We start from the raw sequence: 11962 nt of genomic DNA on the forward strand, positions 1-11962 counted from the left end.
GCGCCGATGGCGTGCGCCGCCTTGATCTGGGCGCGCACCGCCGCGTACCGCGCGGAGAGGTCCCCGGCCGACAGGCTCGGCAGCGGCCCGGGCGGGCCGTACGGATCGGGGACGCGCCCGGCGGCGGTGACGGAGCCGGCCACGGCCAGCATGGCGACGGCGGCCCCGCCCCGGCGTCCGATGATCCGCATCTCGGGAGACCCCTCCTGCTCAGTGCTTCACCACTGCTCAGGAAGGTAGGAATCGGGGCCTGTAACGCGGATCAACCGGCGGTGCGGTCTTCGCACGTACCACCGGGGTACTACACGTCCTACGCCGCCGAGGGAACGGAGCCGACGCCCGCGGGCCAGACCCCGCACCCCCGCGCGGGCGGGGCGTCCGAGTGGATCACCGGGCGCGACCGCCGACCGGCCGCCCCCGCCGCGCGGGCGGGGCGAGCGCGGTCGTCTCACCCTGATACGCGGCGTCCCGGAGCTGCCCGGCGAGGGCCGCCCCCCAGGCGCGGGCAGGGCGAGAGGGCGAACGGGCTGAACGTACGCGCGGACGCCACCCCCACACGCGCGCGGGCAGGGCGTTCTTTCGAGGTGGTGTGGGCGGCGGCCCGCTCGGACCGGCCTGACGGGGGGCGGGCTACTCGCCCGGGCGGACCAGGCCGACCTCGTAGGCGTGGACGATCGCCTGCGCGCGGTCACGCAGCCCGAGCTTGGCGAGGATGCGGCCGAAGTGCGTCTTCACGGTCTGCTCGGCGACGACCAGTTCGGCGGCGATCTCGGCGTTCGACAGACCCCGCGCGACCAGCGCCAGCACCTCGGTCTCCCGCTCGGTCAGGTCGTCCAGGCGGGCCCTGGACGGTCCGCGCGGCGCGCCCAGCCGGGCGAACTCCGAGATCAGCCGCTTGGTGATCGACGGCGACAGCAGCGCGTCGCCCGCCGCGACGACCCGGACGGCCTCGGCCAGCTCGACCGCCGAGGCGTCCTTCAGCAGGAACCCGGAGGCCCCGGCGCGCAGCGCCTCGTAGACGTAGTCGTCCAGGTCGAAGGTGGTGAGCATGAGCACCTTCGGCACGCCGTCCGGCCCGGACGCCAGCATCCGGCGGGTCGCCTCCAGGCCGTCCATCACCGGCATCCGGACGTCCATCAGGACCACGTCGGGACGCAGCGACTCGGCCACCAGCAGCGCCCGTTCCCCGTTCTCCGCCTCGCCGACGACCTCGATGTCGGGCTGGGCGTTGAGCAGCACGCCGAAGCCGGCCCGCACCATGCCCTGGTCGTCGGCGATCATCACCCGGATCGTCATTGGGCGGACGACGCCGAACCGACCGGGCCCGAGCCGACCGGACCCGACCCGTCCGGGGGCGGGTCGTCGGGTGGCGCGGTCTCGGGCAGTGTGGCGGTCACGGCGAAGCCTCCCTCGGTGATGGGCACGGCGGACAGCTCGCCGCCGAGCATCGCCACCCGTTCGCGCATGCCGACCAGGCCGTGCCCGGCGCCGGGCGGCGACGGCGTGGGGGACTGGCCGGGCGCGGCCGGGCCGTTGACGATGCTCAGCCGTAGTATCCCGCCCGCGCGGGCGACCTCGACCCCGACGGCCGACCCCGGAGTGTGCCGCATCGCGTTGCTCAGCGCCTCCTGGACGATCCGGTAGGCGGTCAGCCCGACGCCGGGAGGCAGGTCGGACACGTCGCCGACGACCTTCGACGCCACCTCCAGCCCGGTGCCGCGCGCCCCCGCGAGCAGCTCGTCGAGATGTTCCAGGCTCGGCTGCGGCGCGGTGACAGCTCCGTCCTCCTGGCGCAGGACGCCCAGGATGCGCCGCATCTCCCGGAGGGCGTCGAGCGCGGTCGCGCGGATGTCGGCCAGGTCGTCGCGGGTCGCCTGGGGGACGTCGGGGGTCTTGTAGGGCGCCGCCTCCGCCTGGATGGCGATCATCGACATGTGGTGGGCGACCACGTCGTGCAGTTCGCGCGCGATGCGCTGCCGCTCCACGAGGACGGCCTCCGCGTCGCGGTGCCGCCGCGCCTGCTGCTCCAGCTCACGCCGGGACGCCCGTCGCGTGCGCACGAGGAAGCCCACGAGCAGAGGCACCGCGATCAGGACCGCCGCCCCCGCCGCCGTGCGCGGCTGGATCAGGCCGGCCCCGACGACGGTCACCAGTGCGACCCCCACGGTGACGTCGCGGGAGCACCGCACCGCCACCAGGTAGAGGACGAGCAGCATCGCGATCACGCCGGTCGGGACCAGCCGCTCGTCGGTCTGCACGAACATCGCCGCGACCAGCACGCCGGAGGCGCCCAGCCGCCACGCCCCGAGCGGGTGTCTTCGGCGCAGCGCCATCGGCGCGGCCAGCCACACCGCGAGCAGCACCGGCGCGAAGGTGGGCGAGGGGCCGGGGGACGGCAGTATCCCGTCGGCCGGGTCGAACCGGACGGGCGGCGTCATCCGTTCCGCCAGCACCGCGACACCGCTGAACAGCAGGATCGCGGCGACGACCAGGTCGGCCACCTGCGCGACGAGGCCGAACGGCAGTCTCCCGATGCCGATGAACCGCGTCCAGCGCAGCACGAACGGCCACGGCGGGTCGGTGTCGGCGGGCTCGGCGCGGCCGCGCCAGAGCGCGGCGGCGAGCGGGCGCGCCAGCAGTCCGGCGGTCGCCGCGACCCCGGTCCCCTGACGCCCCTCTTCCTTGCGCATGACCCCAGGTTAGAGAAGCCGGGGACCCGTCCGGATGCCACTGCGGTGCCAGCCTCCCGTCATACCCAGGTGTTACGGCCGAGGTCCGGGCAGAGGACGGGGCGGGGTTCGGCGGGGGACGCACGGGCTAGATTCCAAGGTATGGAGCCTGCTGAGGCATTGCGGCGGATCGCCTTCCTGCTGGAGCGCGCGCAGGAGCCGACCTTCCGGGTGCGCGCCTTCCGGAAGGCCGCCGCCCTGGTGGACGGGATGCCGCCGGACGAGCTGGCGGACCGCGCGGACCAGGGCACCCTCGGCGATCTGCCGGGGATCGGCAAGGTGACGGCGCTGGTCATCGCCGAGGCGCTGCGCGGCGAGACGCCCGTCTACCTGCGGCGGCTGGAGGCGACCGAGGGTGAGCCCGTGGGCGAGGCCGCCTCCCGGCTGCGGGCCGCGCTGAAGGGCGACCTGCACCTGCACTCGGACTGGTCGGACGGCGGCTCGCCGATCCGCGAGATGGCCGAGGCGGCGATCTCCATCGGGCACGAGTACATCGCGCTCACCGACCACTCGCCCCGGCTGACCGTCGCGAACGGCCTGTCGGCGGACCGGCTGCGCCGCCAGCTCGACGTGGTCGCCGAGCTGAACGCCGAGCTCGCGCCGTTCCGGATCCTCACCGGCATCGAGGTGGACATCCTGGAGGACGGCTCCCTCGACCAGGACCCCGACCTGCTCGACCGGCTCGACGTCGTGGTCGCGAGCGTCCACTCCAAGCTGCGGATGGAGCGCGTCCCGATGACCGAACGCATGGTCAGGGCCGTCGCGAACCCGCGGGTCAACGTGCTCGGCCACGCCACCGGACGGATCGTCAAGGCGGGCGGCCGCCGCGGCGGGCTGCGCCCGGAGTCGGAGTTCGACGCCCAGCTGGTCTTCGACGCCTGCGCCGCCTACGACGTCGCCGTGGAGATCAACTCGCGGCCGGAGCGGCTCGATCCGCCCAAGCGCCTGCTGCGCCTCGCCGTCGAGGCGGGCTGCGTGTTCTCGATCGACTCCGACGCCCACGCGCCCGGCCAGCTCGACTGGCAGCCCAACGGCTGCGACCGCGCCGCCCGCTGCGGCATCACCCCCGACCGCGTCGTCAACACCCGTCCGGCCGAAGACCTCCTCGCCTGGACCCGCCCCGAACACTGACCCGCAACCCGCGCTGCCGCGAGTGGTGGGGCGGGACGCTGGATGTGCGCCGTTGCTCATGTGACGTGGTCGCGAGCCGCGAGCCGCGAGCCGGAGGGGGCGGGACGGGGGCGGGTTTTGTCGGTGGGGCGGCGTACGGTCGGCGGGGTGAACCGCACTGACCGGTTGTATGCGCTGGTGGAGGAGCTGCGGGCGAGCGCGCCGCGCCGCCGCAGCGCCCGTGAGCTGGCCGAACTCTACGAAGTGAGCGTCCGGACGATCGAGCGGGACATCGGCGCGCTGCAGCAGGCGGGCGTGCCGATCTACGCCGACGTCGGCCGGAGCGGCGGGTACACGCTCGACAAGGAGCGCACGCTCCCGCCGGTCAACTTCACCGCGAGCGAGGCCGTGGCGCTGGCGATCTGCCTGGGCCGGGCGGGGGACAGCCTGTACGCCCGGGCCGCGCGGACGGCGCTGAACAAGGTGCTGTCGGTGATGCCGGAGGCGGACAACGACGCCGCCCGCGACCTGGCGTCCCGCATCCACTTCTACGTCCGGGAGCCGGACGGGGCGACCGCGCGGCCGGCCCGGGACGCGGTGCTGGAGGAGGCGATGCTCGCGCGGCGCGTCGTCCGGATCACCTACGTGGACCGGCACGGCAGTGAGACCGAGCGGGACGTCGAGCCGCAGGCGTTCACCGTGGCCGACCGTGCCTGGTACCTGCTCGCGTGGTGCCGGTTGCGCGAGGAGTGCCGGGTGTTCCGCCTCGACCGGCTCCTGCGGGCCGTCCCGCTGGACGAGATCGCCCCCGAGCGCCCGTGGGACTCGCTCGGCGAGCGGCCGAGGGACATCACCACCAGAGTGCTCGAACTCGCCTGACAAACACCGACAGGGGGTTGTCGCCCGGCCGCGCGAACCTCTCTCCAGCACGCGACGCACGAGCTGAAGAGCGAAGAGGAGAGGGAACTCATGGCCGATGTGCCGTTCAACAACGTGGGCTGGTTCGAGATCGGCACCGACAAGCCGGCCGAGACCAGGCGCTTCTACGGCGAGCTGTTCGACTGGTCCTTCAGCGTGGACGAGTCGGGGGAGCTGAAGTACCACGAGGTCACGGGCCCGGGCGCGGACGGTCCGTCCGGCGGGATCCGGGCCTCGGACGGCCACCACCCCGACTACGCGATCTTCTACGTGGTGGTCCGGGACGTGGCCGAGACGGTGGGCCGCGCCGAGGAGCTCGGCGGCAAGGTGGTCGTCCCGCCGACGACCAACCCCGCCGGGCTGACCTTCGCGCAACTCCAGGACAGCGCCGGGCACCACTTCGGCGTCTTCTCCCCGCCGGCCGCCTGACAAAGCCGCCTTCCGCATCGTCGGTCGTCCGGCGGTGTTCACCGCCCGACGCGTCGCCCGGTGGCCGCTCCGCCTCGCCACGGCGTCCCGTTCCTCGGACGCGCGTGCCGTGCCGGCCCGCCCAACCGGAGACGCCAAAAGGCCCCGGAACAGCGCCCCGCCCTCAAGCGGCCGCTGTCCCGGGGCCTTCACCATGCCGAGTCTTCGATGTGCGGACCCTTCACCGCCCGACACGTGGACAAGAACCCCCCGGGGGTCTGTCTCGACGAGCTCAGCCACGCGCGCGAACGCGTGACCTGCCCGGTGGAGCGAAGCCGAAGGCAAGCGCAACCGGGCAGATCGCGAAGCGATGCCGCGTTCGCAAAGGCACGGTCACGTAGCGAGCCCCTGGGCGAGCGAAGTGGGCCGGGACTTCAATAAATTACGCCTCACCGCCCGTGTTGGTCTCGGCGGTCTGGACGCCGCCGGCGAACACCTCGTCCACCGGGGAGTTCAGCTGGTAGTGCTCGATGGCCCGCTGCAGCACTTCGTGCTTGACCTCGCCCGCGCGCGCGAGGCGGGTCAGGACGGCGAGGACGATGGACGCCGCGTCGACGTGGAACACGCGGCGTGCGGCGGCGCGGGTGTCGGAGAAGCCGAAGCCGTCGGTGCCGAGGGACGCGAAGTCGCCGGGCACCCACTGGGCGATCTGGTCCGGGACGGCGCGCATGAAGTCCGTCACGGCGACCGCCGGTCCGGTCGTCTCGCCGAGCCGCTGCGTGACGTACGGGACGCGCTGCTCCTCGTCGGGGTTGAGCATGTTCCACTCGTCGCACGCGGCCGCTTCGCGGGCCAGCTCGTTCCACGAGGTCGCGGACCAGACGTCCGCCGCGACGCCCCACTTCTCGGCCAGCTGCCGCTGCGCCTCCAGCGCCCACCGGCTCGCCACGCCGGACGCGAGGATCTGCGCCTTGGGCGCGTCACCCTCCAGCTCGGAGGTCTTGAACAGATACAGCCCCTTGAGCAGGCCCGCGACGTCGAGGTCGGCGGGCTCGGCGGGCTGCTGGTAGGGCTCGTTGTAGACGGTGAGGTAGTAGAAGACGTCCTCGCCGTGGGGGTGCTCTTCGGACGACCCGTACATGCGGCGCAGCGCGTCCTGCGTGATGTACGCCAGTTCGTAGGCCCAGGCCGGGTCGTAGTGGACGCAGGCGGGGTTGGTCGCGGCGAGCAGCCCGAACACCTCGACGTCCGGCCCGGCGAGATCGTCGGCCTGGTCGGGGAGTCCGGCTCCGGCAAGACCCAGACCGCCTTCGCGATCCTCGGACTGCTGCCCGACGGCGGACGCGTCGCCGCGGGCAGCGTCATCGTCTCGTCCGTCGAGACCGTCGGGCTCCCCGAGCGGCGGCACCGCGCGCTGCGCGGCGGCCGTGTCGCCTACGTCCCGCAGGAGCCGATGAGCAACCTCGACCCCGCCACCACCATCGGCGCGCAGCTGACCGAGCCGATGCGGCACGTCCTCCACCTGTCGCGCGCGGAGGCCCGGGCCAAGGCGCTGGACCTGCTGCGGCAGGTCGAGATCGGCGCCCCCGAGCGCGTCTACCGCTCCTACCCGCACGAGATCTCCGGCGGGATGGCGCAGCGGGTTCTCATCGCGGGCGCGATGGCCTGCGACCCCGTCCTGCTCATCGCCGACGAGCCGACCACCGCGCTGGACGTCCGCGTCCAGGCCGAGGTGCTCGGCCTGCTGCGGCGGCTGCGGGACGAGCGCGGCCTCGGCGTCCTGCTGGTCACCCACGACCTCGGTGTCGTCGCCGACCTGTGCGACCGCGTCGCCGTCATGGAGGGCGGACGGATCGTCGAGTCCGGCGACACCGAGCGCACGCTCACCGCCCCGGCCGCCCCCTACACCCGCACCCTGCTGGACGCGGTGCTGGACGACGCGCCGTCCCGCCCGGCCTGGACGCCCCGCCCGACCCCCGAGACGAGGCCCGCATGACCGACCTGCTCGCCATCGACGACCTGCGGGTCTCCTACCCCGTCAAGGGACTGCGCGCCAAGCCCGTCCCCGTCCTGCGGGAGGTCTCGCTGACCCTGCGCCGGGGCGAGACCCTCGGCCTGGTCGGCGAGTCGGGCTCGGGCAAGACCACGCTCGGCCGCGCCGTCCTCGGGCTCGTCCCGGTCGAGTCCGGACGGATCGTGTTCGCGGGGGAGCGCATCGACAACGCCTCCCGGCGCCGCCGCCGCAAGCTCGGCGCCGACCTCCAGGTCGTGTTCCAGGACCCCTACAGCTCGCTCAACCCCGCCCGCACGATCGGCGACACCCTCACCGAACCGCTGCTGGCCGGCGGAACCGACACCCGCGCCGCCCGCCGCCGCGTCGGCGACCTGCTGGACGGCGTCGGCCTGCCCGCGGACGCGGCCCACCGCCTGCCCCGCGAGTTCTCCGGAGGGCAGCGCCAGCGCGTCGCGATCGCCCGCGCCCTGGCCCTGGACCCGGCGCTGATCGTCTGCGACGAGGCGGTCTCCGCCCTCGACCTCACCACCCGCAAGACCGTCCTGGACCTCCTGGTGGACATCCAGGAGCGGACCGGCGTCGCCTACCTGTTCATCACCCACGACCTGTCGGTCGTCCGGTACGCCTGCCACCGGATCGCGGTGCTCCGCGACGGCCGCATCGTGGAGACCGGCGACGCCGCGGCGGTCACCGCAGAACCGTCCCACCCGTACACGCGCAGCCTGCTGCTCGCCGCGCCGGTCGCCGACGTCCGGCGGCAACGGGAGCGGCGGGCGGCGTTCGAGGCCGACCGCCGCTCCCGGACGCCTCAGCCGAACACCTCGGCCGAACGGTAGTAGCCACCCCACCCCAGCCGCTCCCACCAGGCGGCATGGGACGCCAGGCGGCCGCGGTGGTCCTCCCACCCGGTCGCCTCCCGCGTCCACGCCTTCTCCGCCACGCCGGGCAGTCGGGGCAGCAGCAGGAACGCCAGGTCCTCGAAACCGGAGACGGTCTCACACCAGATCGCCGCCTCGATCCCGGCGAACCGCGCGTCCGGCGGAATCTCCTGCAGACCGTGCGGCGTCCAGTCGAACTGCTCCCGGCAGCTGCGCGGCACGTAGGAGTCGAAGCCGGTCCTGTCCTGCCGCGCGGACTGCCCGGCCAGCAGCGACTCCTCGGCATAGGGCCGGTCCAGGTACAGGACGCTGGACGGGGAGACCAGGATCGGCGCGCCCGCCTTGACCGCACGCGCGGCGTCACCGCCCGCCTCGGTGAAGGACGCCGCGACGATCTCCAGCAGCGGGTGGTACTCCTCCGGAGTCTTCTTCCGCGCCTTCTCCAGGTCGAACTCGTCCCCGATGCCCGTCCAGGCCTGCACCAGGTCATCGGGCCCGACCGCGCCTGAACGGGCGGCCTCCTGCCAGACCACCGCCCGCTTCCCGGTGGCGCGCAGCACCCGCAGCGCCTCGTCGACGAAACGCGCGTACAACTCACTCGGCATGCCGAACGCCTCGTCCCCGCCCAGATGCAGGAACGGTCCAGGCGTCAGCCGGGCCAACTCCGCCATCACGTCCGAGGTGAACCGCTGCACCTCCTCCGCCCGCGGATCCAGGTAGGCCAGCCACCGGTGCGGCGTGGGGTCGGCACCCTGCAACTCCGGATACGCCCGCACCGCCGCCAGAACGTGCCCGGGCATGTCCAACTCGGGCACCACGGTCACGAACCGGGCGGCGGCGTAGGCCACGAGGTGCCGGAAGTCCTCATGGCTGTAGAAGTCCTCGGCGGTCAGCTTCGGCCAGCCGGTGATCGGCAACCGCCACGCCTGGGTGTCCGACAGATGCAGGTGAAGGACGTTGAACTTGTAGAGCGCCAGCAGGTCGATGAGCCGTTCCAGCTCGCTCACCGTGAAGAAGCAACGCGCCACATCCATCGACAGCCCGCGCCAGGCGAACGCGGGCGAGTCACTGACCTCCACCGGCGCCACCACGCCATCGGCGCCGATGAGCTGCGCGAACGTCGTCGCCCCGCGAAACAACCCCTCTTCGGACAGAGCGGTCACCGTGGCACGCCCGTCCGCGACGACGAGCCGGTAAGCCTCCAACCCGCCCTCGGGACGTCCCAGCGGATCAACCCCCTCGACCGCAGCCGCATCAACCTCCGGATCATCCAGCCGCAGCGTCAGGTCCGCTCCCTCGTCAACGGCGACGGCCCCCGGCGCGTACAACCGGGCCACCAAGGCGGCAACGCTCTCAGCAGGCCCACCCGCGACCCGCAGAACCCCCGCCAGGCGCAACCCCTCACCAACCCCAGGCCACACCGAATCCGGAAACGGAACCACAGCAACGCCCACACAAACCTCCGGACCCGAAGACAGTAGGGGATACCCCTCTTCCAGATTTTCTACCACGTGGTAAGTAATGAGGTCGAGAGCCCGCACCCACCCCGGACGCAGCACGAGGAGGCCAGCGCCGCGTCCCCGGCTAGGGCGATCGGGGACTCGCTCCCAGGGACAGCGGGACGTCGTACCGGCCTGGCGGACGGCGTCCGCGCAGGCACCGGGGCAGGAGGAGCCCGACCCGGTGCCTGCGTGGTCGGTGTCAGTTGAGGGTCATGAGGGGTTCGCCGTTGGTGTTGGTGCCGGCGCCCGTCCGGGTGCAGGCGCCGCCGCGGGGTGAGCCGCTGTTGTACGCCTGGCGCAGGCAGTTGCGCAGGGCGAGCTGGCCCCAGTAGTTCGGGTGGATGGATTCCTGGATGTAGTAGTTCGAGCCGATGGTGGTGACGGTGCGGATCTGGTTGATCCACTCGGTCTTGTCCACCGCGCCCGGGCTCCTCCAGGAGCTCAGGCCCTTCTCCTCCACCAGGCCGACGGTGTTCTCGCACAGCCGCCGGGAGTTGAACGCCGAGCCCAGGCGCAGGGTCACCAGGTTGGACAGCCCGCTGTCGGACGCCGCGCCCGCCACCGCCTGGTCGATCACCGTCAGCGCGGTGGAGTTGGCGTAGTTCGCGTCGGCGTTCCAGAAGCCGCACCCGCCGGTCGACTGCCGCGTGTAGCCGGACTGCGAGTAGCGGAAGCCCGAGCTCGCGGGGATCGGCGACGGGTAGTCCTGCGCCACGATCGTGTAGGAGGACGGGGAGTAGCCGGCGTTCGCCATGGCCTGGGCGACGTTCCGGAACGCCTGCGCGATCCTTGCCCGCTGCGCCGCGACGTTGGCGGAGGTGAAGTTGGACGTCACCGCCGAGTCGTCGTTGCAGTAGTTGGGCAGCCACGACGGCGAGGTCAGGAAGTCGGTGACGCACTTCTGCACGATCGTGCCGAAGCCGAAGTCGTTCCCGCCGATGGACACCACGACCATCTTCACGTTGTGCGACGCGGCGAAATTCTGCAGCATGAGCGCCTGGCCCTGGTCGCCGCTGCTGCTGTAGAAGTCGATCCCGGGCTTGAAGTTCCCGCTGGAGTCGGTGTGGGTGCCGGTCGTGGCTCCGGAGCAGGCGAGGTTCATGCCGTTCACGCCGCCGCCGATGTACACCTCGGCCGACCGCGAGCGGTGGCATCGGGTGATCTGCTCGGCCGTGTGGGTGGCGTTGTCGAAGTAGGCCGTCGGGCCCAGCGCGTCGATCAGCGATTCGCCGTCATTGCTGTTGCCCGCCCAGCGGCCGGCCTCACCGGAGATGTAGGAGTCACCGAGGCTGACGACCCACGGCGTCCCGGATCCGGGGCCGTCGGCGTAGGCGGGCGGGGCGGTGAGACCGGCGGTCAGCAGGCCCGCCGCCAGGGCGAGCGCGCGGACGCGCCGGAGAGCAACACGAGATCGGGCCACGGCCGGTCCTCCAGGAAGGCTGGTGCGACGGGACCCCCAAAGGGCCGCGCACGCAGCCATCCCGGCCGAAATGTGACATCACGCAGTGAACCCGACAAGAAGGCAGTGAAACCCGTTGCCTGTTCGTGTCCAACTCCGCAGGCGGGACCGGAGCCCGTCGTCGCACTGCCGCGGAGGGGTGGGGAATGCAGAAATGCAGGTCAGGCGGTGGGCCTGACCTGCATTCTTGGGGTGGGCGATACTGGGATTGAACCAGTGACCTCTACCGTGTCAAGGTAGCGCTCTCCCACTGAGCTAATCGCCCTTGGAGGTGGAGACGGGATTTGAACCCGTGTACACGGCTTTGCAGGCCGTTGCCTCGCCTCTCGGCCACTCCACCAGAGCGAGGCCGTGTCCGGCCTCTCAGAGCGGAAGACGGGATTTGAACCCGCGACCATCACCTTGGCAAGGTGATGCTCTACCCCTGAGCCACTTCCGCGTGCCCTCCGGGTCTCCCCGGCGACAGAGAGAACATTAGCGTGTCCGGGCCGCTTCCCCAAACCGGATTACGCGAGCCGGCGGCGGGGACGCTTCCACGGGCGTCGAAACGTCCACCGCCTAGGCTTCGGGCATGAGCCTGGCGTATGACTCCGACATCGCCCCGGTCGCCGCGCTGATGGCCGACCGGGCGCGGGCCGCGATGCTGACGGCGCTGCTGGACGGACGTCCGCTGGCGGCCGGGGAACTGGCGCGGGTCGCGGGCGTGAGCCCGCAGACCGCGAGCGCGCACCTGGCGAAGCTGCTGGACGGCGGCCTGGTCGGCGTGGTCGCGCAGGGCAGGTGGCGGTACTACCGGCTCGCCGGGGACGAGGTCGCCTCGGTGATCGAGGCGCTCAGCCGGATCAGCCCGGGGGTCGAGGTGAAGGGCCTGCGGCAGTCGCGGCTGGCGCGGCGGCTGCACACGGCCCGCACGTGCTACGACCACCTGGCCGGGGAGGCCGGGG

The 11962-nt window shown here is 72.5% G+C and carries 12 protein-coding genes and 3 tRNA genes; 6 read left to right on the plus strand and 9 right to left on the minus strand.

Annotated features, from left to right (window positions below; all coding sequences use genetic code 11):
- The 3 genes from AB0J52_RS12210 to AB0J52_RS12220 all read right to left on the minus strand — a co-directional run.
- A partial coding sequence (locus AB0J52_RS12210; RefSeq protein ID WP_500181630.1) for a hypothetical protein occupies positions 1-191 on the minus strand: 191 nt, incomplete at its 3' end.
- A gap of 439 nt (positions 192-630) precedes the next feature.
- Positions 631-1296 carry a response regulator gene (locus AB0J52_RS12215; RefSeq protein ID WP_500181631.1) on the minus strand — a complete coding sequence of 222 codons (666 nt, stop codon included), beginning with the start codon at positions 1294-1296 and terminating at the stop codon, positions 631-633.
- On the minus strand, positions 1293-2690 hold the full coding sequence (locus tag AB0J52_RS12220; RefSeq protein ID WP_500181632.1) for a sensor histidine kinase: 1398 nt from the start codon (positions 2688-2690) through the stop codon (positions 1293-1295). The genes AB0J52_RS12215 and AB0J52_RS12220 overlap by 4 nt, the downstream gene beginning before the upstream one ends.
- 141 nt (positions 2691-2831) lie before the next feature.
- Between AB0J52_RS12220 and AB0J52_RS12225 the strand changes: the two genes are divergently transcribed.
- The 3 genes from AB0J52_RS12225 (at position 2832) to AB0J52_RS12235 (ending at position 5186) form a co-directional block, all read left to right on the plus strand.
- A complete protein-coding gene (locus AB0J52_RS12225) occupies positions 2832-3860 on the plus strand; it encodes a PHP domain-containing protein (protein ID WP_500181633.1) in 1029 nt (342 codons plus the stop codon).
- Between the two features lie 147 nt (positions 3861-4007).
- A complete protein-coding gene (locus AB0J52_RS12230; protein WP_500181634.1) occupies positions 4008-4718 on the plus strand; it encodes a helix-turn-helix transcriptional regulator in 711 nt (236 codons plus the stop codon).
- 90 nt (positions 4719-4808) lie between these two features.
- Positions 4809-5186 (plus strand): VOC family protein, encoded by a 378-nt coding sequence (locus tag AB0J52_RS12235; protein ID WP_500181635.1) that lies wholly within the window; start codon positions 4809-4811, stop codon positions 5184-5186.
- 421 nt (positions 5187-5607) lie between these two features.
- Here AB0J52_RS12235 and AB0J52_RS12240 read toward each other — a convergent pair whose 3' ends face one another.
- Entirely contained in the window at positions 5608-6405 is a 798-nt protein-coding gene (locus AB0J52_RS12240; protein ID WP_500181636.1) for a transketolase-like TK C-terminal-containing protein, read from the minus strand.
- Between AB0J52_RS12240 and AB0J52_RS12245 the strand changes: the two genes are divergently transcribed.
- Both AB0J52_RS12245 and AB0J52_RS12250 read left to right on the plus strand, forming a co-directional pair.
- Positions 6364-7161, plus strand: a complete 798-nt coding sequence (locus AB0J52_RS12245) for an ABC transporter ATP-binding protein (RefSeq protein ID WP_500181637.1) — start codon at positions 6364-6366, stop codon at positions 7159-7161. The genes AB0J52_RS12240 and AB0J52_RS12245 overlap by 42 nt on opposite strands.
- Complete coding sequence (locus tag AB0J52_RS12250; RefSeq protein WP_500181638.1) at positions 7158-8015, plus strand: ATP-binding cassette domain-containing protein; 858 nt, start codon at positions 7158-7160, stop codon at positions 8013-8015. Before AB0J52_RS12245 ends, AB0J52_RS12250 begins: the two co-directional genes overlap by 4 nt.
- On the opposite strand, the gene AB0J52_RS12255 is transcribed toward AB0J52_RS12250, so the two are convergent.
- The 5 genes from AB0J52_RS12255 to AB0J52_RS12275 form a co-directional block, all read right to left on the minus strand.
- Positions 7988-9616, minus strand: coding sequence for a family 20 glycosylhydrolase (locus tag AB0J52_RS12255; RefSeq protein WP_500181639.1), 1629 nt, complete (start codon positions 9614-9616; stop codon positions 7988-7990). The genes AB0J52_RS12250 and AB0J52_RS12255 overlap by 28 nt on opposite strands.
- Positions 9617-9758: 142 nt before the next feature.
- A complete protein-coding gene (locus tag AB0J52_RS12260; RefSeq protein ID WP_500181640.1) occupies positions 9759-10979 on the minus strand; it encodes an SGNH/GDSL hydrolase family protein in 1221 nt (406 codons plus the stop codon).
- A gap of 232 nt (positions 10980-11211) precedes the next feature.
- A tRNA-Val gene (locus AB0J52_RS12265) sits at positions 11212-11283 on the minus strand.
- 1 nt (position 11284) lies between these two features.
- Positions 11285-11358: transfer RNA gene (locus tag AB0J52_RS12270), tRNA-Cys, on the minus strand.
- A 27-nt stretch (positions 11359-11385) separates the two neighbouring features.
- Positions 11386-11457: transfer RNA gene (locus AB0J52_RS12275), tRNA-Gly, on the minus strand.
- Between the two features lie 132 nt (positions 11458-11589).
- On the opposite strand from AB0J52_RS12275, the gene AB0J52_RS12280 reads away from it, so the two are divergent.
- Positions 11590-11962 (plus strand): ArsR/SmtB family transcription factor (locus AB0J52_RS12280; RefSeq protein WP_500181641.1); only part of this gene is annotated, 373 nt, incomplete at its 3' end.

It is taken from the genome of Spirillospora sp. NPDC049652 (assembly GCF_040675125.1).
Lineage (GTDB): Bacteria > Actinomycetota > Actinomycetes > Streptosporangiales > Streptosporangiaceae > Spirillospora.